General features: G+C 60.7%; 22 protein-coding genes and 1 tRNA gene. 11 read left to right on the top strand and 12 right to left on the bottom strand.

The window, feature by feature from the left end; genetic code table 11:
- From KGA96_RS13185 to KGA96_RS13195, 3 genes are all read right to left on the bottom strand, one after another.
- Nucleotides 1-532, bottom strand: a 532-nt coding sequence (locus KGA96_RS13185; RefSeq protein WP_223513117.1) for an ABC transporter permease subunit, incomplete at its 3' end; no start/stop codon positions are given.
- 205 nt (nt 533-737) lie between these two features.
- Nucleotides 738-2,312 carry an ABC transporter substrate-binding protein gene (locus KGA96_RS13190; RefSeq protein ID WP_404942375.1) on the bottom strand — a complete coding sequence of 525 codons (1,575 nt, stop codon included), beginning with the start codon at nt 2,310-2,312 and terminating at the stop codon, nt 738-740.
- Nucleotides 2,313-2,600: 288 nt separating this feature from the next.
- Complete coding sequence (locus KGA96_RS13195) at nt 2,601-3,167, bottom strand: helix-turn-helix domain-containing protein (protein WP_046043350.1); 567 nt, start codon at nt 3,165-3,167, stop codon at nt 2,601-2,603.
- A gap of 160 nt (nt 3,168-3,327) precedes the next feature.
- Here KGA96_RS13195 and KGA96_RS13200 point away from each other — a divergent pair, with 160 nt between their 5' ends.
- A complete protein-coding gene (locus KGA96_RS13200; RefSeq protein WP_046043348.1) occupies nt 3,328-4,545 on the top strand; it encodes a M24 family metallopeptidase in 1,218 nt (405 codons plus the stop codon).
- Nucleotides 4,546-4,990: 445 nt separating this feature from the next.
- Here KGA96_RS13200 and KGA96_RS13205 read toward each other — a convergent pair whose 3' ends face one another.
- Together KGA96_RS13205 and KGA96_RS13210 are read right to left on the bottom strand one after the other, a co-directional pair.
- Nucleotides 4,991-5,500, bottom strand: coding sequence for a cupin domain-containing protein (locus KGA96_RS13205; RefSeq protein ID WP_223513119.1), 510 nt, complete (start codon nt 5,498-5,500; stop codon nt 4,991-4,993).
- 140 nt (nt 5,501-5,640) lie between these two features.
- A complete protein-coding gene (locus tag KGA96_RS13210; RefSeq protein WP_223513122.1) occupies nt 5,641-6,078 on the bottom strand; it encodes a helix-turn-helix transcriptional regulator in 438 nt (145 codons plus the stop codon).
- Nucleotides 6,079-6,222: 144 nt separating this feature from the next.
- Here KGA96_RS13210 and KGA96_RS13215 point away from each other — a divergent pair, with 144 nt between their 5' ends.
- From KGA96_RS13215 to KGA96_RS13260, 10 genes are all read left to right on the top strand, one after another.
- The gene (locus tag KGA96_RS13215) at nt 6,223-6,987 is read left to right on the top strand and encodes a membrane protein (protein WP_046043343.1); all 765 of its coding nucleotides are present in this window, start codon (nt 6,223-6,225) and stop codon (nt 6,985-6,987) included.
- A 29-nt stretch (nt 6,988-7,016) separates the two neighbouring features.
- A complete protein-coding gene (locus tag KGA96_RS13220; RefSeq protein WP_223513125.1) occupies nt 7,017-7,451 on the top strand; it encodes a hypothetical protein in 435 nt (144 codons plus the stop codon).
- An 84-nt stretch (nt 7,452-7,535) separates the two neighbouring features.
- Nucleotides 7,536-8,201 (top strand): response regulator transcription factor, encoded by a 666-nt coding sequence (locus KGA96_RS13225; RefSeq protein WP_223513129.1) that lies wholly within the window; start codon nt 7,536-7,538, stop codon nt 8,199-8,201.
- Complete coding sequence (locus KGA96_RS13230; protein ID WP_046043340.1) at nt 8,177-9,535, top strand: ATP-binding protein; 1,359 nt, start codon at nt 8,177-8,179, stop codon at nt 9,533-9,535. Before KGA96_RS13225 ends, KGA96_RS13230 begins: the two co-directional genes overlap by 25 nt.
- Before the next feature lie 163 nt (nt 9,536-9,698).
- The gene (locus tag KGA96_RS13235) at nt 9,699-10,766 is read left to right on the top strand and encodes an alpha/beta fold hydrolase (protein WP_046043339.1); all 1,068 of its coding nucleotides are present in this window, start codon (nt 9,699-9,701) and stop codon (nt 10,764-10,766) included.
- 214 nt (nt 10,767-10,980) lie between these two features.
- Nucleotides 10,981-12,471, top strand: a complete 1,491-nt coding sequence (locus KGA96_RS13240) for a DUF1254 domain-containing protein (RefSeq protein WP_185754854.1) — start codon at nt 10,981-10,983, stop codon at nt 12,469-12,471.
- 370 nt (nt 12,472-12,841) lie between these two features.
- On the top strand, nt 12,842-13,495 hold the full coding sequence (locus KGA96_RS13245) for a hydrolase (protein WP_046043338.1): 654 nt from the start codon (nt 12,842-12,844) through the stop codon (nt 13,493-13,495).
- A gap of 63 nt (nt 13,496-13,558) precedes the next feature.
- Nucleotides 13,559-14,878 (top strand): OprD family porin, encoded by a 1,320-nt coding sequence (locus KGA96_RS13250; protein WP_185754853.1) that lies wholly within the window; start codon nt 13,559-13,561, stop codon nt 14,876-14,878.
- Between the two features lie 170 nt (nt 14,879-15,048).
- On the top strand, nt 15,049-15,294 hold the full coding sequence (locus tag KGA96_RS13255; RefSeq protein WP_046043337.1) for a type II toxin-antitoxin system ParD family antitoxin: 246 nt from the start codon (nt 15,049-15,051) through the stop codon (nt 15,292-15,294).
- A complete protein-coding gene (locus KGA96_RS13260) occupies nt 15,287-15,577 on the top strand; it encodes a type II toxin-antitoxin system RelE/ParE family toxin (RefSeq protein ID WP_008015847.1) in 291 nt (96 codons plus the stop codon). The genes KGA96_RS13255 and KGA96_RS13260 overlap by 8 nt, the downstream gene beginning before the upstream one ends.
- 118 nt (nt 15,578-15,695) lie before the next feature.
- Here the strand turns inward: KGA96_RS13260 and KGA96_RS13265 are convergent.
- From KGA96_RS13265 to fdnG, 7 genes are all read right to left on the bottom strand, one after another.
- Nucleotides 15,696-15,791 (bottom strand) — tRNA-Sec (locus KGA96_RS13265).
- A 19-nt stretch (nt 15,792-15,810) separates the two neighbouring features.
- Nucleotides 15,811-17,718, bottom strand: a complete 1,908-nt coding sequence (gene selB / locus KGA96_RS13270; RefSeq protein ID WP_223513132.1) for a selenocysteine-specific translation elongation factor — start codon at nt 17,716-17,718, stop codon at nt 15,811-15,813.
- A complete protein-coding gene (gene selA, locus KGA96_RS13275) occupies nt 17,715-19,145 on the bottom strand; it encodes an L-seryl-tRNA(Sec) selenium transferase (RefSeq protein WP_223464156.1) in 1,431 nt (476 codons plus the stop codon). Before selA ends, selB begins: the two co-directional genes overlap by 4 nt.
- A gap of 51 nt (nt 19,146-19,196) precedes the next feature.
- Nucleotides 19,197-20,123 (bottom strand): formate dehydrogenase accessory protein FdhE, encoded by a 927-nt coding sequence (fdhE, locus tag KGA96_RS13280; protein WP_223464154.1) that lies wholly within the window; start codon nt 20,121-20,123, stop codon nt 19,197-19,199.
- A gap of 3 nt (nt 20,124-20,126) precedes the next feature.
- The gene (locus tag KGA96_RS13285) at nt 20,127-20,792 is read right to left on the bottom strand and encodes a formate dehydrogenase subunit gamma (RefSeq protein ID WP_223464152.1); all 666 of its coding nucleotides are present in this window, start codon (nt 20,790-20,792) and stop codon (nt 20,127-20,129) included.
- The gene (gene fdxH, locus KGA96_RS13290; RefSeq protein WP_046043332.1) at nt 20,789-21,724 is read right to left on the bottom strand and encodes a formate dehydrogenase subunit beta; all 936 of its coding nucleotides are present in this window, start codon (nt 21,722-21,724) and stop codon (nt 20,789-20,791) included. Before fdxH ends, KGA96_RS13285 begins: the two co-directional genes overlap by 4 nt.
- Nucleotides 21,725-24,790 (bottom strand): formate dehydrogenase-N subunit alpha, encoded by a 3,066-nt coding sequence (gene fdnG / locus KGA96_RS13295; RefSeq protein WP_185754852.1) that lies wholly within the window; start codon nt 24,788-24,790, stop codon nt 21,725-21,727.
- Nucleotides 24,791-25,001 lie beyond the last annotated feature (211 nt).

Below are 25,001 nucleotides of genomic sequence, written 5' to 3' on the forward strand. Positions count from 1 at the left end.
GTGGCTCGATGTCGTAGAGCAGGTCGATACGCCCGGAAACCGGGGTCCAGCCCAGGCTCACCGAGAAGAACATGATCAGGATCAGGCCCCACCAGAAGATCGGCATCGAGTATCCCGCCAGGGAGACACCCATCACCCCATGGTCGAACAGGGATCCTCGCTTGAGTGCCGCGATCACCCCGGCCAAGAGGCCCAGGACACCGGCGAACAACAGCGCGGCCGAGGACAGTTCCAGGGTCGCGGGGAATAGGGAGGTGAATTCGCTCCACACGCTTTCACGGGTTCGCAGGGATTCCCCGAGATCGCCGTGGGCCAGTTTGCCGATGTAATCCAGGTACTGGGCATACAGGGGTTTGTTCAGACCTAGGCGTTCCATTGCCTGAGCGTGCATTTGCGGGTCGACTCTGCGTTCGCCCATCATGACTTCTACGGGGTCGCCAGGGATCATGCGAATCAACGCGAAAGTCAGCAAGGTGATGCCGAAAAACGTGGGGATCAGTAACCCCAGTCGGCGGGCAATAAAACTCAGCATTTGGGTTTATCACTCCTTATTATTTTTGTAATGCCGGTCAGCGTGCTGGCCGTTCCCACCAGTTTTGGCCGCGTGGGTAAAGGCTCCGGCTCGACGTTTCCCGGTGTGGCGCTTGATTGTATTCGTTGTCGCAGGTGAGAAAGTCCTCACCGGTCTGGCGCCGGCTCGAGGAAGGGGAAAGGGGCCCTTGGCCGGCCCCTGTCGCTCACTGTTTGTTGTAGACGCCGTAGAAGCTGCTGAGTCCGAAGGGGCTGATCTGGAAGTCCTGCACACTGGTGCGCATCGGCTGGTAGACCGTGGAGTGGGCGATCGGGGTCATCGGCACCTGCGCTTTGAGGACATGCTGCGCTTCTTTGTACAGCGCGGTGCGCTTTTCCACATCGGCGGTGGCCTCGGCGGCGTTTACCAGTTTGTCGTAGCCAGCATCGCACCACTTGGAGAAGTTGTTGCCGTTGACCGCGTTACAGGTGTAGAGGGTGCCCAGCCAGTTGTCCGGGTCACCGTTGTCGCCAGTGAAGCCGATCAGCATGGCGTCGTGCTCGCCGGCGTGGCCGCGCTTGATGTACTCGCCCCATTCGTAGCTGACGATGTTGGCCTTGATGCCGATTTTGGCCCAGTCGGCCTGGAGCATTTCGGCCATCAGCTTGGCGTTGGGGTTGTAGGGGCGCTGCACCGGCATAGCCCAGAGGGTGATTTCTGTGCCTTCTTTCACGCCTGCAGCCTTCAGCAGCGCCTTGGCTTTTTCCGGGTTGTAGCCGGCGTCCTTGATGGTCTCGTCGTAGGACCATTGGGTCGGCGGCAGGCCGTTGACGGCCAACTGGCCGGCGCCCTGGTAAACGGCGTCGATGATGGCTTTCTTGTTTACCGCCATGTCTAGCGCCTGGCGTACTTCGAGCTTGTCGAACGGCTTGCGGGTGAAGTTGTAGGCGATGTAGCCAAGGTTGAAGCCTGGTTGACTAGGCATCTTGATGTTCTTGTCTTCCTGCAGCGGCTTGATATCGGCCGGGCGCGGGAAGGAGGTGATCTGGCATTCGTTCTTTTTCAGCTTTTGCATGCGCACCGAGGCGTCGGTGGTGATGGCGAAGATCAGATTGTCGATCTTCACGTCTTCAGGCTTCCAGTAATCCTTGTTGCCCTTGTAGCGAATCTGGGCGTCTTTCTGGTACTTGCTGAACACGAACGGGCCAGTGCCGATCGGCTTTTGGTTGATGTCCTGGGCCTTGCCTTCCTTGAGCAACTGGTCGGTGTATTCGGCCGACTGGATCGAGGCGAAGCTCATGGCCAGGTTCTGGATGAAGGCTGCGTCGACACCCTTGAGGGTGAACTTGACGGTATGGTCGTCGACTTTTTCGACCTTGGTGATGTTTTCGTTCATCCCCATGTCGGTGAAGTAGGGGAATTCGGTGGGGTAGGCCTTGCGGAACGGCATGTCCTTGTCGAGCATGCGGTTGAAGGTGAACAGCACGTCGTCGGCGTTGAAGTCGCGGGTCGGCTTGAAGTAGTCGGTGGTGTGGAACTTGACCCCGTCACGCAGGTGGAAGGTGTAGGTCAGGCCATCGGGAGAAACGTCCCAGCTGGTTGCCAGTCCCGGGATGACCTTGGTGCCGCCACGTTCGAACTGCGAGAGACGGTTGAATACGGTTTCGGCTGAGGCGTCGAAGTCGGTCCCGGTGGTGTATTGGCCTGGGTCGAAGCCAGCTGGGCTGCCTTCGGAGCAGAACACCAGGTTGCTGGCGGCGTGGGTGAGGCCGGAACCGAGGATCAGGCCGGCGGCGATCATAGTCTTGAACGTGGCTTTTTTGCGCATGCGAACCTCATTGTTGTTATTTTTGAGGGCGGCAGATCAGGTAGACCATTCCTGGGGGGATGCACCTGACCCTGCGGCTTTATGGGCGGTAGGCTGCCCGTCATTTACGAGCAGGCAGCCGAAGGCCGTCGTCATGGCTCGGGCGGTAGCGCTGAAGGGAAGAGGGGTGCTCGCGCCGCCGTCGGCCGAGGCAAAAATTAAGTCAATCTAAAATTAATTTCAACTTAAATTCAGTGATACTTACTTTTTGAAGGCGGCCGATCAGGCCGTGGGGTGATCGTCGAGCAGGCCCCCCATGGTGGTAACGACCAGCACTTCGGCAACTTCGTCGCCAGAATTGGCAATGGAATGCTGCTTGGTGGAGTCGAAATGCACCGATCCCCCCGGGCCGAGCGGGTAGGTGTGGCCTTCGATGGTGTAGACGATTTGCCCGGAGAGCACATAGGTAAACTCTGCGCCTTCGTGGGAGATGAGCTCGGACTGGTAGCCCACCGCCATGGTCATCTTCATCGCGTTGATCAGGTTGCCGGGGAAGTTGCTGGACAGGCGCTCGTAGACCAGTGGCTGGCTGCCGATGGAGTACCGTACGCGCAGGCCCTGGTGGGAGTCGGGCTGGGGCTGGGCGGGCTGGTCGAACAGGGTGTTGAGCGGAATGCCCAAGGCATTTGCGATTCTCGCCAGCGAGGAGATGGACACGCCAGTGAGGTTACGCTCCGCCTGGGACAGGAAGCTGGCTGTGAGGCCTGTTTCAGTGGCGACTTGGTTCAGGGTCTTGTTGGCGGCACGGCGGTGGCGGCGCAGCCGTTCCCCGATCTGTTCTGCGGTCATTGGCGTGGCTCGTGTTCTGAAAGGCGCCAGTATAGCGGGCAGCGCATTGTCGAAAAGGCTTTTCGCCTGATTGAAATTAAGTGGAGCTGAAAATACGTATTGACGCATTTTTAAGTCAGGCTTAAATTTCGAGCACTGCAACATAACTCAGGAGAATGAGATGACAGTGGGTGTAGGTGGCAAAACTCCGGAACAGGCGCTGGCCGGCCTGGCGAAGATGACCGCGGGCATGCAGCCCATCGGCCTCGACGAATACCAGTCACGCATTGCCAAGGCCCAGGGCCTGATGCGAGAGCAGGGCATCGCCGCCCTCTACCTGAACGCTGGCAGCAACCTGTACTACTTCACCGGGGTGAAGTGGAGCCCGAGCGAACGCATGGTCGGCGCCGTGCTGCCCGCCAACGGCCCGCTGGCCTATATCGCCCCGGCATTCGAAGAGGGCACCATCCGTGACTTCCGCGAGGTGGATGGGGTTATCCATGGTTGGCATGAGCATGAGAGTCCCTACCGCCTGCTGCTCGACATGCTCGCAGGAATGGGCATCGCCGCCAACGCAGTGGTGGGACTGTGCCCATCCCTGGCGTTCTTCATGTTCGACGCAATCCGCCGCCTCGGATCGGGCTTCGAGTTCGTAGACGCTTCTTGCGTGATAAACCTGTGTCGCTATCACAAGTCCGCTACAGAATTGGCGCTGATGCAGCGCGCCAAAGACATGACCTTGCAAGTGCAAAAGGCTGCCGCCAGCATCCTGCGCGCAGGCATCAGCACCACCGAGGTTGCCGAGTTCATCCGCGAGGCGCACCGCAAGGTGGGCGCGCCGGGTTCGACCTTCTGCATCGTGCTGTTCGGCGAGGCCAGCGCCTTTCCCCATGGGGTGAAGCACGCGCAGGTGCTCAAGGACGGCGACATGGTGCTGATCGACACGGGCTGCCTGCTCCACGGCTACCAGTCGGATATCACTCGCAGTTACGTGTTCGGCACCCCGAGCGACCGCCAGCGCGCCATGTGGAACCTGGAAAAGGCCGCCCAACAGGCCGCCTTCGACGCCGCGCGCCTGGGCGAACCCTGCCTGGTGGTGGATGCCGCCGCGCGGCTTAGCCTGGAAGCCGCCGGCCTCGGCCCGGACTACCAGTTACCCGGCTTGCCGCACCGCACCGGACATGGCATCGGCCTGGACATTCACGAGGGACCCTACCTGGTGCGTGGTGACCAGACGCCGCTGGCCGAGGGCATGTGCTTCTCCAATGAGCCGATGATTTGCGTGCCGGGCGAGTTCGGCATTCGCCTGGAGGATCATTTCTACATGACCGCCACTGGCCCGCGCTGGTTTACCGAGCCGAGCTATTCCGTAGACGACCCGTTCGGGTTGGAGGCCTGAGGGCAGGCGATTGTCCGAGGTGGCCAGCCATTCAAGAGGACTTGAGGTGGATTGCACGCAGCCTTTTTAGAACAACCGCATGCGAAGCAAATGTCCTGATTTTGCCTTATCCCGGCATGACCCCATCTTCATTCGAAGCTGTGTGCCGGTGAGGCAGGTATGCCAAACGACGGAGTTATCTGTCAGGGTCCGGTAGCGATCGCGATCGGGCCTGGCATTGATGATAGGGCTCTCAAACCGCCACTCAATGACATCAGCGACGTCAGCAAAAACAATCCCATCGGCATTTTTGATGGGAAAGTTTCAAATTCATGGAGTCACAAGGGTGCAGAGGAAGAAGCGTGATGGATTCACTGATACTTGATTTAACATAATATACATTACACGCAATACGATATTGCCAGATTGACCCCGACACACACAGATCTTGAAGCAAGCAACCACCTCATCCTCGCGTCAGCTTTCCGATCAATGCCCAATGCTCAGGAAACTGTTGCCCAAGCTTTTGCCGGTCACCCATTTCCATATCCGCGAAATCAAAGCCTGGCGAAACCGCTTCACTGATCAAACCGAATCCTGCTGCGCCGTGCATCACCTGCGAAGCTTTCCAGATGCCACCGGGCACGTGCAGTTGCAAGCATTGTCCGGCGAGAACGTCGTGACCCATCACGATGGTTTTCAATGTGCCGTCTGGAAAAATCAGCGTGTACTGAATCGGATCGCCCAGATGATAGTAATGAACGATGTCTGACTGGTTCAGATGGAAATGACCGATTGGAGCGTCCTGGGTCAACAGATAGTAAATCGACGTCATGCAATGTCGTTGGCCAGCGGACTTCAGGATCATGTTCTGGTCGTCCGATTGGAAGGTTCTGCGAAAGAAACCGCCTTCGATATGAGGCTCAAAACCCAGGGTTTTGATCAGCTCTGCAATTTTCGGGGTGCTTTGAGTCATTTTGTCTCCCTGCTTTTAAATCGTGACTTTATTGGCATAATCGAAGCACTTGACAACATAACTCGACTAAATAGTGCTTTAGTCGAGTTGGCTTTTATCCTTGCCCCGCACCCTGTCCTGCCATTTTACTCGCCCGGTTATCAATCGCCGACCGTTTGCTGCGCCCGCCAGTTTCTCGGAGAAAACCCGGTCCATTGCTTGAAATGGCGACTGAACACCGAGACGTCGGCATACCCAAGATTCAACGCCAGATCGGTGATGCTGGTTTTGTCTCGCAGCAGGTTTTGCTTGGCGATTTCCAGACGGGTTTCCTGTAGCAGTTGACTGAAACGGCTGCCTTCGGCTTGCAAGCGCTTCTGCAGGACCCGCGGTTGCAGACCCAGTGAGTTGCTCACCGCCTCGATACTGCACTCGCCCGTGTGCAAGAGTCCGCCGATCAAATGACAGACCTGGGCCTTGAGGTTGTCCGGGTACTGGTTCTTGAGCAGTTGCATACGATGCAACAGGTGTGTGCGCATCAGTTCTTCATTGGCCCGGGGTGAGCGCTTGAGGAACTCCAGAGGTTCGCAATAAAGCAAGTTTTGCTCCTCTGAAGTCAACTGGAACTTCGAAGTCCATGGCAGAAATCCGAACGACTTCCCTCCCCTCAGTCTCAGCTAAGTTTCGGTCCGTATCGTCTCCCTTGCGCAACTTCGGCGCTGCTCAGGAGAGGCAACCCGCCCATGAACCCCCTTACAGCCGGATGGCTCAACAAAGTACCCGAGGTGACGCTGTCATTCTGGGTGATCAAGATCCTGTCCACGACGGTGGGTGAAACCGGCGCGGACTTCCTCGCTGTCGATGCCGGCCTCGGCCTGGGCTGGACCAGCCTTGGCATGGCGACATTGCTGGCCATCGCACTGTTCATACAGATGCGCAAGACCGCCTGTTCGCCCGGGACCTACTGGCTGACCGTGGTGCTGGTAAGCATCGTCGGGACCCAGCTCACCGACATCCTGACCGACGTCCTCGACGTCAGCCTGTACACCAGCACCGCGGTGTTTTCTGTCCTGCTGGCACTGAATTTTCTGGTCTGGTACCGGATGGAGCACAACCTGTCGATCCGCGAGATCGTCACCCCGCGCCGGGAATGGTTCTACTGGACGACCGTGCTCTGCACCTTTGCGCTCGGCACGGCGGCCGGTGACCTGGCCACCGAGGCACTGGGCCTGGGCTTCACCCTCGGCGCCGTGATTTTCGCCGCGCTGCTCGCCGCGACCCTGGTGGCCTGGCGCCTGGGTGCCAATGTGGTACTGGCCTTCTGGATCGCCTACATCCTTACCCGTCCGTTCGGTGCATCTCTGGGCGATTTGCTGACCCAGTCCAAGACCTACGGTGGCCTCGGCATGGGTGCGACTTGGACCAGCGCGATCTTCCTGTGCGTCATCGTCCTGCTGGTTGCTGTCGCGCAGATGAGCGTCGGCAACCGCAATTCCGTCACTGAGTAACCTTTTCAATAGTTCATCAAGGAATCGTCATGCGCACTTTTCAAAACATCATTCGCCACGTCGCCATTGTCTCGTCGATCTTCCTCCTCAGCATTGCTGCCGGCTGCTCGAAACCTGCCGACAAGCCTGCTGCGGGTAGCCAATCCGGTGCAATGAGTGCACAACCCCAATCTGGTTCAAAACTGGGTGACCTGTCCGAGTTCCGCACCATCGCCGCCGACGTTGCCGCTATCGTCGATAAAAACGACCTGCCGGGCGCGAAGGCCCGCATCAAGGACCTGGAGAGCGCCTGGGACTCGGCCGAAGCCGGCATCAAGCCGCGCGCCGCGAGCGACTGGCATGTCGTGGACAAGGCCATCGACCGCGCGCTCGACACGTTGCGTGCCAGCAATCCGCAACTGAACGACTGCAAGGCCCGCATGGACGAGCTGATGAAGGCCTTCGATTCGATGAAAGGCGCGTAATAACCGGGCGGACAAACGCCGGTACAGGTGCTTCAATACAGGCGCGACGGTCATGACCGCCGCGCCTTTTTTTAGGAGCGGGACATGCGCATATTGCTGGTCGAAGATGACCCGATGATCGGGGACGCCATCCAGGGCGCACTGAGTGATGCGAGCTACGCCACCGACTGGGTGAAAAACGGCCTGACCGCACTCTCGGCGCTGGAAACCCAGCCCTATGACTTGGTGCTGCTGGACCTCGGGCTGCCAGGCAAGGATGGGCTGGATGTGCTCGACAGCATTCGCGGCCGCAACAACCCGGTGCCGCTGCTGATCATCACCGCCCGGGACAGCCTCGACGACCGCCTGCGCGGCCTTGACGGTGGCGCCGACGATTACTTGCTCAAACCCTTCGACATGGCCGAACTGTTGGCCCGCATGCGCGCCGTGCTGCGCCGCAAAGGCGGCAGCGCCCAGTCATTGCTCGACAACGGCGTGGTGGCACTGGACCTAGTGTCGAAACAGGCCAGCACGGCCGATAACCCCGGTGTGCAACTGTCCAGCCGCGAGTTCGCCCTGTTGCAGGCGCTGTTGATCCGCCCGGGGGCGATCCTCTCGCGCAGCGAACTCGAAGACCGCCTCTACGGCTGGGGTAATGAAGTGGAAAGCAACGCCGTGGAGTTTCTGATTCATTCGCTGCGACGCAAGTTGGGCAACCAGGTCATCAAGAACGTCAGGGGTATGGGATGGATGGTTTCAAAAAGCGCTTGAGCGACTCGGTCCAGGTACGGCTGTCGGTCGCACTGTCGCTGGCCATCCTGATCGTTGCGGTGCTGGCCGGGATATTTGCGTTCGTCTCGGCCCTCGACGAAGCCCACGAAATGCAGGACGAAACCCTGCGTCATGTGGCGGTCCTGTTCGATCGACAACGGATGACACTGCACTACCCCGCCGCTGAAAAAATCGCCGGTGACGACGAAGAATCGAGGGTCATCGTGCAATACCTGGCTGACAGCAACAAAGCCGTCGGCAACAACGACGACAGCGTCCTGCCACTGCCCTTCCCCACGACGCTGGCCGATGGTCTGTCGACCTTGAACATCGCGGGCGAAGACTTTCGCGCGCTGGTCCGCACCACCGCCCGGGGCGAGCGCATCGTCGTCGCCCAAGAGACGGGGGTTCGCGACAAGGAGGCACGTGAGAGCGCCTGGCGCAGCCTGCTGCCGTTTCTCATTCTGTTTCCTGTGCTGTTGCTGGTGGTGAGCGATCTGGTGCACAAGCTGTTTCGTCCCATCGCCACCCTCTCCGATGACATAGACCGACGCGACAAACAGGCCCTGCACCCGATCGACGAACACCATCTGCCCACCGAGATCCGCCCTTTCGTCGTGGCCATCAATCGCTTGCTGGCACGGGTTGCGCAATCCATGGAAACCCAGCGCCGCTTCATCGCCGACGCTGCCCACGAACTGCGCTCGCCCATGACCGCCCTGTCGCTGCAAGCCGAGCGACTGAAAGCCACGCCCATGCCGACACAAGCCGTCGAACGCCTGCTGCCGTTGTCCCGCGGCATCGAGCGCAGCAGAAAGCTGATTGATCAGTTGCTGGCCCTGGCCGCCGCGCAATCGAATTCAGAGCGGCCGCAGACCACGGTTTCGGTCCTTGCGGTCTATCGGCGGGTGCTGGAGGACCTGTTGCCCTTGGCGGAACGCAAGAGCATCGACATCGGCGTTGAAAGTACCGAAGACGTGCAGGTCGTCATCAACGAAATGGACCTGCTGATCCTGATCAAGAATCTGGTGGACAACGCGATTCGCTACACCCCAAGTGGCGGACGCGTCGACCTGTCGGTGGAGCAGGCGCAGGACACCGTGATCCTTCAGGTCAAGGATTCCGGCCCTGGTATTACGGCCGACGAGCAGATGCGCGTGTTTGACCCGTTCTATCGCAGCGTGGGAACAGAGGAAGCAGGCTCCGGGTTGGGCTTGTCCATCGTCAACGCCATCGCCGAGCGTACGGGGGCTCGGGTGCGCCTGGGTTTCTCGGATGAGACGAACAAGCGCGGGTTATGTGTCTCGGTCGAGTTGCAAAGAGGCTCAGGCTAAATCCCTATGTATCACAGTGTGTCAGCGCGACCTCTCGATACACTGACTTTCATCCGGCCGGCGATTCGACACAGGCCGGATACGTTGCCGCGTTTCAATGCAAGCAAGGTTTGAAGGGGCACAGACCGGCCCCCTGACCCATGGCTGGTAATGGAGACATCCCATGAAGAAGGCACTGCACAACAGCAAAACCAGCAACACTCGCCGCCACCTGGTCGGCCCTTCGATCCTCGCGCTGACACTGTTTGGCGTGCTCGGCGCGGCCCACGCGCAAACGGCCGCCACCGCGCAGCCAGCGGCGACCCCTGCCGCGACCACGCAGGCGGCGCCCTTGCCCTTCGGCCCACTCAAGCATGTCAACGCCGGACTGCTGAACGTGGCGTACGCCGAAACTGGCCCGGCCAACGGGCCGGTGGTGATCCTGCTGCACGGCTGGCCGTACGACATTCACAGTTATGACGAGGTCGCGCCGTTGTTGGCCGCCAAGGGCTATCGGGTGCTGATGCCCTATGCGCGCGGCTATGGCGATACGCGTTTCCTGTCCGTAGAAACCGAGCGCAATGGCCAGCCGGCTGCGTTGGCCAGTGATGTCATCGACTTTATGGATGCCCTGAAGATCAAACAAGCGGTGCTCGGTGGTTATGACTGGGGGGCGCGTTCGGCCGATATTGTCTCGGCGCTGTGGCCGGAGCGGGTCAAGGCACTGGTCTCGGTCAGCGGTTATCTGATCGGCAACCAGGCAGCCGGCAAGAACCCGCTGCCCCCCAAGGCGGAATTGCAGTGGTGGTATCAGTTCTACTTCGCCACTGACCGCGGACGCGCCGGTTACGAGAGAAACACCCATGACTTCGCCAAGCTGATCTGGCAACTGGCTTCGCCGAAATGGGCGTTCGATGACGCCACCTTTGACCGCAGCGCCAAGGCACTGGACAACCCCGACCATGTCGACATCACCGTGTTCAACTACCGCTGGCGCCTGGGCTTGGTCCAGGGTGAAAGCCGATACGAAGCGCTGGAGCAGAAACTGGCCACGGCGCCGTCCATCAGCGTGCCGACCATTACCCTTGAAGGCGATGCCAACGGCGCACCGCACCCGGCTCCTGAGGACTATGCCAAGCGCTTCACCGGCAAATACCAGTTCCGGCTGATCACCGGCGGCATCGGCCACAACCTGCCGCAGGAAGATCCGCAGGCGTTCGCAAAGGCGGTGATTGATGCCGATCATCTTTGAGGTCCATCTGACGTCCTCGCGCCTGCGCTGAACAGCTGCCGGCACAAAAGCGGCTCGTTTCACTCAACGGGCCGTTTTTGTGCGCGCCGTGAAGCTGAAGTGTGTCGTGATCGACGATTATTCACCATGTGCATCAACAACATCGGGATAAAGATGGGCTATCTTGTCAGCAACTCACCTGCATCAGGTGACTGCCAACAAGTAAGGACGCTTCATGAATCGTTTGCCCCGGCGCCACGCCCTCTTCGCCTTGACTTTCGCCAGTACGCTCACAGCCGCAGCCCTGTTGAGTACTCCGGGTTACGCAGCGCAAGCCACTGGCGCCGCTCCGGCCGCCAGCCCTGTCTCGGGCCCTGTTGCCGGCACCAAAGTAACTGAATCGTACGTACGCATGATGGCGCGCGAGGCGTATTTCTGGGGTTGGCCGATGGCCAACATTTTCAATCGTCGCCAGACCTTCAAGGACTTGCCGGAACCCGGCTTGATGGGCGGCATCGTACCCGTGGCCCCGATCAATCGGCTGTCAATGCTCAGCGACTACATCGACCCGGCCGAACGGCTGGTGGCCTGCCCGAACCAGGACGTGGTGTACGGCGCCGGCAGCATCGCCCTGGACATTGAGCCGGTGGTGCTGCAAGTGCCGGACTTCGACGGCCGCTTCTGGGTGTATCAGGTGGTGGACCTGCGTTCCGACAGCTTTGCCGAGATGGGTAAGATGTATAACACCCAACCGGGCTTCTACCTGCTGGTCGGCCCGGACTGGAACGGCAAGGTGCCGCCAGGCATCAAGCGGGTATACCGGGCGCGTACGAACACCGGGTTCGTGATCCCTCGGGTATTCCAGGACGACACCGCCGCCGACCGTCTGGCCGTGCAGCCGGCATTGTCGGGCATCGACATGTACCCGCTGTCGCAGTACGACGGCAATATGAAAAAGCGCAACTGGGCCAGGCTGCCGAAATTCCCGGCCCAGGCTTCTGAAGGCAGCGCCGAAACCAAATGGGTGGTGCCGGAGAAGTTCTTCGACGAACTGCCGGCCCTGCTCAAGGACGCCAAGCCATTGCCGGGCGAAGAAGCCCGCTACGCACAAATGGCTGCCCTCGCGGCCATCGCCAAGGCCGACCCGCAACTGCGCGCCGTGATGATCGACGAGGCGAAAAAGGCCGACAGCGAAGTGATCGACCCGCTGTTGCAGTTCCGCAACTACGGCCTGCAATTGCCCAATCACTGGAGCACCGTCAGCAACGGCGCAGCGTTCGGCACCGACTATTTCACCCGTACCGCCGTCGCGCGCTCGAACATATTCGTCAATCAGCAGAAAGAGACCAAATACTTCTACCAGGACCTGGATGAAAACGGCCTGCGCCTCAACGGTCAGTACGGCTACAGCGTCACGTTCGCCAAAGGCAAGCTGCCACCGGTCAAGGGGTTCTGGTCGCTGACGCTGTACAACGAACAGCACTTCTTCTCGCCGAACGAGCTCAAGCGTTACTCCATCGGCACCAAGAACAAGTCCCTGCAAACCAACCCTGACGGCTCGCTGACCATTTACGTGCAAAGCGAATCACCGGGCAAGGACAAGGAAAGCAACTGGCTGCCCTCGCCCAAAGGCGCCGAATTCTCGCTGTACATCCGCGCCTACTGGCCGCAAGCCGATGCCCTCGACGGCGACTGGACCCCGCCGGCGGTGGTGAAAACCAATTGAACAGGACCTGAAAAAATGAGCGCCCAGGTGGCGCTCATTTCATTTTGGTGGCATGGAAACCCCAAAACCCTGTGGGAGCGAACTTGCTCGCGATGGCGGAGTGTCAGCTGACATCAATGCTGGATGTACCGGCCACATCGCGAGCAAGCTCGCTCCCACTGGGTATACCGGCTCCCTCCGGCATCCGCTCCCGAAGCAAACCTCAGGTCGACGACTGACAGGCGCCCTTTTGCGGTACCAGACGAATATCGACACGACGGTTGGCATCCCGCCCCGCCTCGGTGTTATCAAAGACAGCACACCGATTCAATATTCCCGACCCGATCTACGTAACCATGACCACCTCACTCACCCTCGTAAGGACAGTGTCATGGCCATTGCAAAGGCAGTACCCGGCAAAACCCTGCTGACCCCGACCGACCACACCCTGATCATGATCGACCACCAGTCGCAGATGTCCTTCGCGACCAAGTCGATCGACGCCGTCACCCTGCGCAACAACGCCGCACTGGTGGCCAAGGCAGCGCGTGGCTTCAAGGTCTCGACCATTCTCACCACCGTCGCCGAGAAGAGTTTTTCCGGACCGATCTTCGACGAAATCAAGGCTGTGTTCCCGGAACACAACGTGATCGACCGCACCAGCATGAACACCTGGGAGGACGAGCGCATTGCCGTGGAAGTCAACGCCATCGGCAAGCAGAAGATTGTCCTCGCCGGTCTGTGGACCTCCGTTTGCATCGTTGGCCCGGCGTTGTCGGCGATTGACCAGGGTTTCGAGGTGTATGTGATTGCCGACGCCTGCGGCGACGTCAGCACCGAGGCCCATGAAATGGCCATGCAGCGCATGATCCAGATCGGTGCCCGGCCGATGACCTCGCTGCAATACCTGCTGGAACTGCAACGCGACTGGGCCCGCAGCGAGACGTACGACGAAACGGTGAAAACCTCGATTGCCAACGGTGGTGCCTACGGTCTGGGCCTGATCTACGCCAAGACCATGTTTGGTGCGTCCGAAGGCCATTAAGGTCCGTTGAAAAAACCGGCGACTGCGTTCCGACGCAGTCGCTGGCCCGGTGGTGACCCATTGATGATCCTTTCCCCGCAAGACTCCCGGGCGGCCATTGCCCTGTGCTTCTGCCTATTGACTACCCACGCACTGGCCGAAGAATCGGCGAAAGACTCCGTAGGATTTTTCGAGGGTGCGAGCCTCGGCGTGCTCAGCCGGAACTTCTATCTGAACAGCGACTATCGATCGCCCTCGCCGACCGGCAAGAACTACAAGGCTGAATGGGCCCAAGGTTTTATCAGTGCTTTTGAATCCGGCTTTACACCGGGCACGGTCGGCTTCGGCCTCGATGCCCATGCCTTTTTGGGACTCAAGCTCGATGGCGGCAAGGGCCATTCCGGGACCGGATTGCTGCCAGTAAGCAGTGACGGTCGTAGCGAAAGCAACTACTCCAGCGGTGGCGGCGCGATCAAGCTCAAGGCATCGAACACCACCTTGGCATTTGGCGAAATGGAGGTCGAATCCCCGGTGTTCGACACCGCGGACAAGCGCCTGCAGCCGGAGTACGCCACAGGTTTTCTGCTCAACAGCCGCGAAATCGATGGCATGAACCTGCAGGCCGGGCACTTCACGGCGTTCAAGAATCAGGACAGTGCTTCAGGCAAGGGCAACTTTTTCGGTTATGGCGCCAATACCGAGGCCGGCGGCATTTCGTTTGTCGGCGCCGATCTGTTTACCCAAAGCCCGGTTGGCGGCGCCCTGTATGCATCGGATCTGACTGACACCTGGCATCAGTACTACGGCAACCTGCACTTCAAGCAGGCCGAGGTGTTCCTCGACGCCAATCTCTATCACACCCGGGACACCGGCCAGGCGCTGGCCGGTGCCATCGACAATACGGCGTATAGCCTGTCCGGCCAATACACGCTGGGCGCCCATGGGTTCACCCTGGCGTACCAGAAAGTCGACGGTGATACGCCGTTCGATTTCGTCGGCGGCGACTCCATCTATCTCGCCAACTCGATCAAGTACGCCGACTTCAACGGCGCCCACGAACGCTCCTGGCAGGTTCGTTATGACCTGGACCTGACTGCCTTCGGGATACCCGGTCTGAAATTCATGACCCGCTACGTCACCGGCGACCAGATCGACGGCACCCATGCGCCACAAGGCGGGGCCTACAACCCGTTCGACCCGGCGACCGGCACCTTCGCGCCGCAACAAGGTGATGGGGGCAAGCACTGGGAGCGAGACATTGATTTGAAGTACATGATCCAGACGGGTGCGGCGAAGGACCTGTCGGTGCAGGTATCGCACGTTTCGCACCGGGCCAATGAGGCGCAGGCGGGTGATGACATAGACCGGATATATGTAGTGATTCAGTACCCGCTGGGGTTCTGAGAAAAGTATTCGGCAATGTTTGGAATGCATTCAATTGTTGGAGCGGACTTGCCGCAAAGCTGCAATTTCTGTTGGGATTGGATGGATCGCAATAGAGGCTCGATTGCTCGATACCGCACCAAGAGTATGATAGTTTGCACGCAGTCGACCATCTCCGTGGAGGCCCAATCATGGGAACCGTACGAAAAACCATCACTGTGACTGACCAGCAGGACAACTGGATCAAAGCGCAGATAGAAGCGGGCCATTACACCAACGACAGCGAATATATTCGCGATCTGATCCGTCGTGAACAGGAGCGCAGCGCTGAACTCGAAACGATCCGTGCCGCCCTTCGGGAAGGTGAATCCAGCGGAAAACCTCGCCCATTCGATCCAGCTGCATTCAAACAGAGAATGTTAACCGCGCATGGCTGAGTATCGTCTAACGCCTGCCGCAGAGGGTGACCTTGAGGCAATCTGGAGTTATACCGCTCGCCAGTGGGGCCTGGATCAGGCCAATCGCTATATTGACATTCTTACCTCAGCATTTGCGCAATTGGCCGAGCGCCCGAAAAAGGCGCCGGCCTGCGACACTATCCGTCCTGGTTATCGGCGCTGCAGTGTGGAGCGGCACATGATCTATTTTCGAATCACTGCGTACGGAATTGCGATCATCAGGGTCCTTCATGATCGGATGGAAGCGCAGCGCAATCTCTGACGATCCATTTCGCAATCCCGTGTAAAAACTGGACGAATGTATTGCTTCGAGCAACTGCCATCGCGAGCAGGCTCGCTCCCACAGGGGATTGGGTTGAGTCAGAAGGTTTGGGGATGATTGGCGGAAGGCAGCCGGAGTCGAACCTGCCCGGGAACGGATGCCGTCCCCAACCGGGTTTGAAGCCCGGCCGCGCCACCGGGCGCGATTGCCTTCCTTGAAGTCATGCCTTTGAATCAGTGCTCTGTGCGCTGGGCCAACGCACTGTCCAGGCGTATCTGCCGACGATCACCAAAACGCCGGGTCAGGCCGATACGGTCGAAGTACTCCAGGATCTGGATGCTGCGCTTGCGACCCAGACCCACCGCATCACGAAACGCTGCCACCTGGATCACCGGGTTTGCGTTTGCCAGTTGCAACAGCATAGCCGCCAATCGTCGAATCATGCTGTCGGTGTAAAACAGATCGCGCACCACTTGATGGAGCAGCCCCAGCCGGGCCATTTTGAGCAGCAATGCGCGGACGGTTGGCTCATCATGCCCCAGGTCGCGCACCCAGGGCGGATCGAATCCGGCTTGTTCGAACAACGGCTGCAAGCATTGCCACAAGGCCTCATCTTCCTCACTTAAGCGCACCTGATGTTCGGGCAGGTGCAACCACGGTCCACTGCTGACCATAACGCCGCTGACCAGCAGTTCATCGAGCAGGCTGATAAACGTCGAGCGTTCCAGAGTGCTACCGGCAAATCGGCGCAGGCGATCCCGGTCCGGCCCCATCTGATCCGGTTCTTGCTGATGAAAACGTGCGAGGTGCTCCAGTACTGCTGCCTTCAAGGCTTCCCAACGGCTGGCACTGAACAGCAACGGGCCTTGGCGGGTGTCGATCAGGCGCACGTCAGCGGGCAACAGCCAACTGCTGCGCGGTCGGTTGAACTGCCGCTCCAGGCGCTGCGGATCAAGCCCTGTGTCGCTATGGGCCAGCAATGCCGGCAAAACATCTTCCAGCCCGGCACTGCTCGCCAGCGCACCCAGTTGAGCCAGACGTTCGGGGCTTCGGCGTTGCCGGGTGGGTGCAAACGGATCGAGCACCCGGCCACCACCCAGCGTACGTTGGGCACTCTGGTCGCGCAGGATCAGCGGGTCGCCTTTCACCGCATGCACCGCTATGTTGAGCAGCAGTTGCGCAAACATCCGTCCACCGGGTGCCAGGCTGGTGCCTTCCAGCAAGGCGACTCGCCCGGTGACGTCCTGGGTGCCGAGGTGCACGTGCACCGGTTGAAAGTGCTCGAAGGCCCGGGGTTCGCCGGCCAGCAACTGCATGTCGATATCCAGGCGCTGGGTGGGCGCATACAGGCCTTCGGCGAGTAACCAGTGGCCGCGATGGATGTGTTCCAGGGCCAGCCGTTCGGCACTCAGATTCAGTGCCACGCGCTGGCCGGAAAAAGCATGGTCGGCGGCCTGGTTTTGCGCGTGCAGGCCGCGAATGCGCACCGGTTTGCCTTGTGGTCCCAACAGCAGGGTATCGCCCACCGCGACCTGGCCGGACAGCGCCGTGCCGGTCACCACGATACCGGCCCCGGCCACGCTGAAGGCCCGATCGATCGCCAGGCGAAAACCACCTTCGGTGCTGCGTTGCTGTACTTCACGCTGGGCTTGCAGCAATTGTTGGCGCAGGGTTTCGATGCCCTCGCCGGTCACGCTCGACAGCACAATCAGCGGTGCATCGGCATAGGGTCCGGGCGCCAGCAAGGTACGGATCTGCTCGCGCACGTCCTGTACTCGGGCGCTGTCGACCCGGTCGCACTTACTGATCGCCACCAATGCCCGGGGGATACCCAGCAACTGGACAATCGCCAGGTGCTCGCGAGTCTGCGGCATCACCCCGTCATCGGCGGCCACCACCAGCAACACCAGATCGATGCCCTGCGCCCCGGCCAGCATGTTGTGGGTGAAGCGCTCATGGCCGGGAACGTCGATGAATCCGGTCAGCGGCGCGTCCGCCTCCAGCGCGGCATACAGGTAGCCGAGGTCGATGGTCATGCCGCGCTCGCGCTCTTCGCGGCGCCGGTCACCCGCCTGACCGGTCAGCGCCTGGAGCAGCGCCGTCTTGCCATGGTCGATGTGCCCTGCGGTGCCGACAATCACCCTGCCCGGCCCTCCACCTGTAATTGATCGAGTTGCGCCAGCCATGCCGGTTCGTCGTCCAGTTGCCGCAGGTCCAGCCACAGGGCGTCGTCGTCGATGCGCCCGAGGACCGCAATCGGCAAGGCGCGAAAGGCTTCTTCCAGCGTCAACAGGGATCGCCCGCGCAAGCGCTTGGACGTCAGCGGGCGCAGACACAGCGCGGCGCTGGCCAGCCGCGCCACCGGTTGGCTGCCACTGCCGATCATGCCCAGCGCCGGCATGGCGCTGACGCTCCAGCCATCACCCAGCACCTGGGCCAGCGCCGGTCGCAAACGCTCGGCCTGGGCGAGAATCTCGGCCTGTGGCCGAGTCAACAAACGCAGGCTTGGCAAACGCTCGGCGAGGCGATCAGGGTTGCGGTACAAACCCAGCACCGCTTCCAGGGCGGCCAGAGTCATTTTGTCGACCCGCAGCGCCCGTTTGAGCGGGTTTTTCTTGATCCTGGCGATCAGATCCTTGCGCCCGACAATCAACCCGGCCTGTGGTCCGCCGAGCAGTTTGTCGCCACTGAAGGTGACGATGTCCGCACCATCCAGCAGGGCCTGGCGCACCGTCGGCTCTGCCGGCAAACCCCAGCGGGTCAAGTCCAGCAGGCTGCCGCTGCCGAGGTCTTCGAGCAGCGGCAAACCGTGCAGGTGGGCCAGTTGCGCCAGTTCGGCGGTCGGCACGCTCGTTGTGAAGCCTTGAATGCTGTAGTTGCTTGCATGCACGCGCATGATCAAGCCGCTGCGCGGACCGATGGCCGCCTCGTAGTCGCGGACATGGGTGCGGTTGGTGGTGCCGACCTCAATCAGCTTCACCCCGGCGCGGGCCATGATGTCGGGAATACGGAAAGCACCGCCGATTTCAATCAGTTCGCCCCGGGAGATAATCCCTTCCTTGCGCGCACCGAGGCTGTTGAGGGTCAAGAGGACGGCTGCGGCATTGTTGTTGACCACGGTCACCGCTTCGGCGCCGGTCAGTTCGCGGATCAAGCCTTCGATCAGGTCGTCGCGATCTCCGCGCTTGCCGCTACGCAGGTCGAATTCGAGGTTGAGCGGATAGCGCGCGGCCATTTGCACCGCCTCGATCGCTTCTTCGGGCAACAGTGCCCGGCCGAGGTTAGTGTGCAAGACCGTGCCGGTGAGGTTGAACACCCGACGCACATGGCTGCGATGCTGGATTGCCAAGCGCTCGCCGACCCTGCCCGCCAGTACCTCAGGGCTGACTTCAACAGCTTCGAGCAAACCCTGCCGTACCCCTTCGCGCAGTTCATCCAGCAATAGCCGCAAGGTGGTCAACAAGGCGTCGCGCCCATAGCGCTCGGCCAACGGCTGGCACGCCGGGTGACGCAACAGACTGTCGATGGAAGGTAGACGCAGGGGTTGGCTGGCACTGCGTGCAGACATCTGGCGCTCCTGAAAACGAATGACCCTCGCGCCAGAGTGTAGACGCTGCGGTTACTCGTCTCCCGGCGCCAGCAACAGATTCGGTGCCAGACGCTGATAACCGTCCTGAGTCAGGCGCATGTCGAGCATCAGACTGGACAGGTCGGCCGACAACGCTTCGGCGTCCGCATCGTTCTCCAGATAGAGCAACTTCAGATAGCTGTTGCAACCGGGGCAGATTTCGGCGCGCAACGGCGCCTGGTTGGCGGCATGGCGATCATCTTCAAGGCTGAGGTATTCCAGGCCCTTGCTCTGCTCGCAATACACGCACTTGACCCGCACCACATGCCACTCGCAGGCGCACAGCGAACAGACCAGATAACGCAAACCGTTGTGCTTGCCGCGATGACGGATGACCCCGGCCATGGCCGGCGAGCCACAGGCCGGGCATTGGCTGAGGCTGTCGCCAGCGGTCAGCGCAAGGTTCGGCGTACTCAACAGCCAGTGGCTCCAGGCTGTTTGCAACGCCGCACCGAGGAACGGTACCAGCGCGGCCGGTACCAGCGAATACTGGCCGCTGACCAGCGCCACTGCCCAGGCACGACGTTGTCCGGTACCGGCCAGGCGCAAGCTGTCCACGGCATCGGCCACGACGGATTGCGGCGGTGCGCTATAGCGCTGCAACAAGGCATCGAGGTAAAGCTGCCAATCGTCTTCGCGCGCCAGGCTGTCGGCCGCGAACGGCGGCAAGCCGTGTTGCTGGCACAATTCGATGCGTTGTCGGTCGAGGGGTTCACTTTGCGGCGGGTCGTCCAGCACCTGTTGCTGCACCCGGCACAACCCGGCGATCAGGCGCAGGTAGTCGGCCAGCGGGTGCCCTTTGGCCAGGGTTTCCAGACGCTGGGCGCGCAGGCTGAACAGGTCATGCGGTGGCATGTAAAGAAACGGCGGCGAACTGGCCGCCGCTTCGATTTCTCCAGGTTCGAGGATGGTTGGCAAATGTCAGCCCTTTTTGGTGATCGGTCGCTTGGGTGCTTCGTCGCGGGTCTCATCTTGAGTCACTTGGCGATACCAGAGTTCGTGGTGTTTCCTGGCCCAGCCGCGGCTGACCCAGCCGTGCAACATGGCGCTGACCGAGCCCTTGATCCAGATGCCGGCATAGATGTGCACGATGATGCTCAGGATCAGCACAAAAGCGGCCAACGCATGCAGTAACATCGCCCAGCGTATCGCGGTGATGCCGAAATACTCGCTGAAGTACGCACGCCAGATCACCAGCCCGCTGAACAACAGCACCAGCATGCACAGCAGTAAAGTCCAGAACAGCAACTTCTGCCCGGGGTTGTACTTGCCGATGGGCGGGACGCCCTCCTCTTCATTTTTCATCACCCTATCGATGCGCTTGAGCCACAGGCGGTCATTGGCGATGAAGTAGTTGGCGCGCCAGAAGCGAATGACCAGGCCGAGGAACAGCAGGAACATCAGCACGCCCATGAACGGGTGCAGGATGCGTGTCCATGGCCCGCCGCCGAACAGGTTGCTGAGCCAGAACAGCGCCGGGTGGAACAGCGCCAGCCCGGACAGCCCGGCCATGAGGAACAGAATCGCCACCAGCCAGTGATTGGTGCGCTGGTTGCTGGTGTAGCGCAGGATCGTCTTGTTGCTCATGGCCTGCCCTCCCCACGGGGATCGAAGGTGTGCACCGACGGATCGACTTCATGCACGGCGTTGTCCGGTGGGTCCGGATGTTCATCCTCTTCGACGATTTGCGGGCCGACGCGCACGTAGTGGAAGAACCCTGCCAGCACCGCTGCGCCCATGGCCAGCAGCGCCAGGGGTTTGCTGATGCCTTTCCACAGTCCCACCAACGGGCTGATCGCCGGGTGATCGGGCAAGCCGGCGTACAACCTTGGCGTGTCGGCGTGGTGCAGCACGTACATCACGTGGGTGCCGCCGACGCCTTCGGGGTCGTACAGGCCGGCGTTTTCAAAGCCCCGGCTCTTGAGGTCGACGATGCGCTCGGCCGCGTGTTCTTTCATGTCGTCCTTGGAGCCGAACACGATGGCGCCGGTCGGGCAGGTTTTCACGCAGGCCGGTTCCAGCCCTACCGCCACCCGGTCCGAACACAAGGTGCATTTGTAGGCTTTGTGATCCTTTTGCGAGATCCGTGGAATGTTGAACGGACACCCTGTGATGCAATAGCCGCAACCGATGCAATGATCCTGATCGAAATCGACGATGCCATTGGCGTGCTTGATGATCGCCCCCGGGCTGGGGCATGCCGCCAGACAACCGGGCTCGGCGCAGTGCATGCAGCCGTCCTTGCGAATCAGCCACTCCAGGTTGCCGGCGTCGGTTTCATGCTCGGTGAAGCGCATCAACGTCCAGGTTTCTGCGGTGAGGTCTTGCGGGTTGTCGTAGGTGCCGTGGTTGTGACCGACTTCGTCCCGCAGTTCGTTCCATTCAGAACAGGCGACCTGGCAGGCCTTGCAGCCGATGCATTTGGTGGTGTCGATCAGCTTGGCGACTTCCTCCATGCCGCGCACCGAGGGCGCGGGTGTGGTGGTGGCCGAGCGGGCAATGATGTCTTGGCTGGCCATTTAGACTTTCTCCACGTTGACCAGGAATGACTTGGATTCCGGGGTCTGGGTGTTGCCATCGCCGAGGAACGGCACCAGGGTGTTGGTCAGGTAACCGTGGCGCGTGAGGCCGGTGAAGCCCCAGTGCAACGGAATGCCGATCTGGTGCACCACCTGATTGTTGACCTGCAGCGGACGAATCCGCTTGGTCACCACGGCCACCGCTTCAATGAAGCCACGCTTGCTGCTGACCCGTACCCGGTCGCCAGCGACGATGCCTTTTTCCTTGGCCAGCACTTCGCCGATTTCCACGAACTGCTCCGGCTGGGCAATCGCGTTGAGCTTGCAATGCTTGCTCCAGAAGTGGAAATGCTCGGTCAGCCGGTAACTGGTGGCGGCGTACGGGTAATCCTTGGCCACGCCGAGGGAATCCCACACCGAATCGAAGATCCGCGCCGCCGGGTTGCTGGTGGCTTTCTTGTTTTGCGGGTGCAGCGGGTTGATGCCGATCGGCGTCTCGAACGGCTCGTAGTGTTCCGGGAACGGGCCTTCGTTCATCTTGTCGACGGCGAAGAATCGCGCCACGCCCTCGGGGTTCATGATGAACGGATTCATCCCCGCTTCCGGCGGCACGTCGGCCTTGTAGTCCGGCACATCGGTGCCGGCCCAGGTTTTGCCGTTCCACCACACCAGGCGTTTTTTCGGATCCCACGGCTTGCCTTGCAGGTCCGCCGAGGCGCGGTTGTAGAGGATCCGCCGGTTGGCCGGCCAGGCCCATGCCCAGCCTTGATGCTGGTGCATGCCGAATGGGTCGCTGTTGTCGCGGCGGGCCATCTGGTTGCCCAGTTCGGTCCAGCTGCCGCAGAAAATCCAGCAGCCGGACGCGGTGCTGCCGTCATCCTTGAGTTGGCCAAACCCGGCCAATTGTGAATTGCCCTTGATTGCCGCGCCCGTCGCGTCGGTGAAGTCCGTGGTGGCGTAGCCGTTGATTTCCTTGGCCAGCTCTTCAGGCGAAGGCTCGTCGGGGATTTTGTACGCCCAAGACAATTTGAGCATCGGATCGGGGTATTTGCCGCCATTAGCCTGGTAACGTTGGCGCAGACGCAGGAACAGTTCGCTCATGATCCGTATGTCGGTGCGCGCTTCGCCAGGACCATCCGCGCCCTTCCAGTGCCATTGCAACCAGCGACTGCTGTTGACCAGCGAACCGTCCTCCTCGGCAAAACAGGTGGTGGGCAGGCGAATGACTTCGGTCTGGATGTCGGCGCTGTTCACGTCATTGTACGGCCCGACCTTATGCCAGAACTCCGAGGTCTCGGTGGCCAGCGGATCCATCACCACCAGCCACTTCAACTTCGCCAACGCGAGCATCACCCGGTTTTTGTCCGGCAGCGCCGCGATAGGGTTGAAGCCCTGGCACAGGTAGCCATTGACCTTGCCCTGGCCCATCAGGTCGAACACCTTGAGGATGTCGTATTGGGGAATGTCCAGTTTCGGCAGGTAGTCGTAGGCCCAGTTGTTCTCGGCCGTGGCGTTGGCGCCGTACCAGGCTTTCATCAGGCTGACGTGGAATTTGCCGTAGTTCTGCCAGTAGGACAGTTGCCCCGGGCGTAACGGTTTTTGCGTGCGCTTGACGATGTAGGCGTTGTAGTCCTGCTCGGCATCGCCGGGTAGCGAGAGGTAGCCCGGCAGTGAGTTGGACAATAAGCCCAGGTCGGTCAGCCCCTGGATGTTGGAGTGCCCGCGCAAGGCGTTCACGCCCCCGCCCGGCATGCCGACGTTACCCAGCAGCAGTTGCACCATCGCCGCGCTGCGGATCATCTGCGCGCCAGTCGAGTGCTGGGTCCAGCCCAGGGCATAGAGGATGGTCATGGTCTTGCCCGGCGTCGAGCAAGTGGCGATCTCCTCCCAGATTTTCTGCATGGCATCGACCGGCATGCCGCAGATCTGGCTCGCCAGGTCAATGTTGTAGCGGCTGTAATGCTGCTTCATCAATTGATAGACGCAGCGTGGGTTCTGCAGGGTTGGGTCGACTTTGGCAAAACCGTCTTCACCGAGCTCATAGCCCCAGCCAGATTTATCGGTGTAGAGGCGCTTGGCCGCGTCGTAGCCGCTGAAAATCCCGTCCTCGAAGCCATAGCCGGCTCTGACGATGAACGACACGTCGGTGTAGTTGCGCACGTATTCGTGCTGGATCTTGTCCTCGGTCAGCAGGTAATTGATCAGCCCGCCCATGAAGGCAATGTCGGTGCCGGTACGGATTGGCGCGTAATAGTCGGCCACCGAGGCGGTCCGGGTAAAACGCGGATCGATCACGATCAGCCGCGCCTTGTTGTGCGCCTTGGCTTCGGTCACCCATTTGAAGCCGCACGGGTGCGCTTCTGCTGCGTTGCCGCCCATCACCAGAACCAGATTCGCGTTGGCGATATCAGTCCAGGTGTTGGTCATGGCACCACGGCCGTACGTCGGGGCAAGACTTGCCACCGTCGGGCCGTGTCAGACACGCGCCTGGTTATCAAACCCCAGCATGCCGAGACTGCGCACCACCTTGTGGGTGATGTAGCCGGCTTCGTTGGACGCCGCCGACGCCGCGAGGAACCCGGTGGTCAGCCAGCGGTTCACCGTTTGGCCCTGGGCGTTCTTCTCGATGAAGTTGGCGTCGCGGTCGGCCTTCATCAGGTCGGCGATGCGATCGAGGGCTTCATCCCAGGAGACGCGGGTCCATTCGGTGCTGCCGGGTTTGCGCACCTGCGGGTATTGCAGGCGGCCGGGGCTGTGAATGAAGTCCAGCAGGCCTGCGCCTTTGGGGCAAAGGGTGCCACGGTTTACCGGGTGGTCGGCGTCGCCTTCGATGTGGATGATGTTTTGTGCGACGTTCTTCGCCGTATCGCCCTGGCTGTACATGATCACGCCGCAACCGACCGAGCAATACGGGCAGGTGTTGCGGGTTTCATGGGTGTGGGCGAGCTTGAAGTGACGCACCTGTTCGGCAAAGGCAACCGTCGGGGCCATGCCCAACGCGCCCAGGCTAGAGCCTGCAAGGCCGATACCGGCGACCTTGAAGAACTGACGACGGCTGAGATCCATCGTGCACTCCTGATCAGGTGGAGCCCGGTACATGGCCGGGCTTTTTTGAACAACCACGGTCGGGGCAGTCTGGCTGCCGACACTACAAACTGTAGTCAATGCTGTCGAATTCACCATGACAGCCGACCGTCGGACGATTTCCGGTGGGCGCCCAAGGCACACAACCTGTGGGAGCGAGCTTGCTCCGGGCGGCGATCCGACGATGGCGGTG

It is taken from the genome of Pseudomonas sp. GL-R-26 (assembly GCF_019947365.1).
GTDB lineage: Bacteria > Pseudomonadota > Gammaproteobacteria > Pseudomonadales > Pseudomonadaceae > Aquipseudomonas.

Coding starts and splice junctions, on each gene's coding strand:
- fdxH (WP_046043332.1), bottom strand. CDS start 21,724: ATGGCCAGCCAAGACATCATTGCCCGCTCGGCCACCACCACACCCGCG.
- KGA96_RS13230 (WP_046043340.1), top strand. CDS start 8,177: ATGGATGGTTTCAAAAAGCGCTTGAGCGACTCGGTCCAGGTACGGCTG.
- KGA96_RS13225 (WP_223513129.1), top strand. CDS start 7,536: ATGCGCATATTGCTGGTCGAAGATGACCCGATGATCGGGGACGCCATC.
- KGA96_RS13255 (WP_046043337.1), top strand. CDS start 15,049: ATGGGAACCGTACGAAAAACCATCACTGTGACTGACCAGCAGGACAAC.
- selA (WP_223464156.1), bottom strand. CDS start 19,145: ATGTCTGCACGCAGTGCCAGCCAACCCCTGCGTCTACCTTCCATCGAC.
- KGA96_RS13220 (WP_223513125.1), top strand. CDS start 7,017: ATGCGCACTTTTCAAAACATCATTCGCCACGTCGCCATTGTCTCGTCG.
- KGA96_RS13260 (WP_008015847.1), top strand. CDS start 15,287: ATGGCTGAGTATCGTCTAACGCCTGCCGCAGAGGGTGACCTTGAGGCA.
- KGA96_RS13215 (WP_046043343.1), top strand. CDS start 6,223: ATGAACCCCCTTACAGCCGGATGGCTCAACAAAGTACCCGAGGTGACG.
- KGA96_RS13190 (WP_404942375.1), bottom strand. CDS start 2,312: ATGATCGCCGCCGGCCTGATCCTCGGTTCCGGCCTCACCCACGCCGCC.
- KGA96_RS13205 (WP_223513119.1), bottom strand. CDS start 5,500: ATGACTCAAAGCACCCCGAAAATTGCAGAGCTGATCAAAACCCTGGGT.
- KGA96_RS13200 (WP_046043348.1), top strand. CDS start 3,328: ATGACAGTGGGTGTAGGTGGCAAAACTCCGGAACAGGCGCTGGCCGGC.
- KGA96_RS13285 (WP_223464152.1), bottom strand. CDS start 20,792: ATGAGCAACAAGACGATCCTGCGCTACACCAGCAACCAGCGCACCAAT.
- KGA96_RS13240 (WP_185754854.1), top strand. CDS start 10,981: ATGAATCGTTTGCCCCGGCGCCACGCCCTCTTCGCCTTGACTTTCGCC.
- KGA96_RS13235 (WP_046043339.1), top strand. CDS start 9,699: ATGAAGAAGGCACTGCACAACAGCAAAACCAGCAACACTCGCCGCCAC.
- KGA96_RS13250 (WP_185754853.1), top strand. CDS start 13,559: ATGATCCTTTCCCCGCAAGACTCCCGGGCGGCCATTGCCCTGTGCTTC.
- KGA96_RS13195 (WP_046043350.1), bottom strand. CDS start 3,167: ATGACCGCAGAACAGATCGGGGAACGGCTGCGCCGCCACCGCCGTGCC.
- KGA96_RS13245 (WP_046043338.1), top strand. CDS start 12,842: ATGGCCATTGCAAAGGCAGTACCCGGCAAAACCCTGCTGACCCCGACC.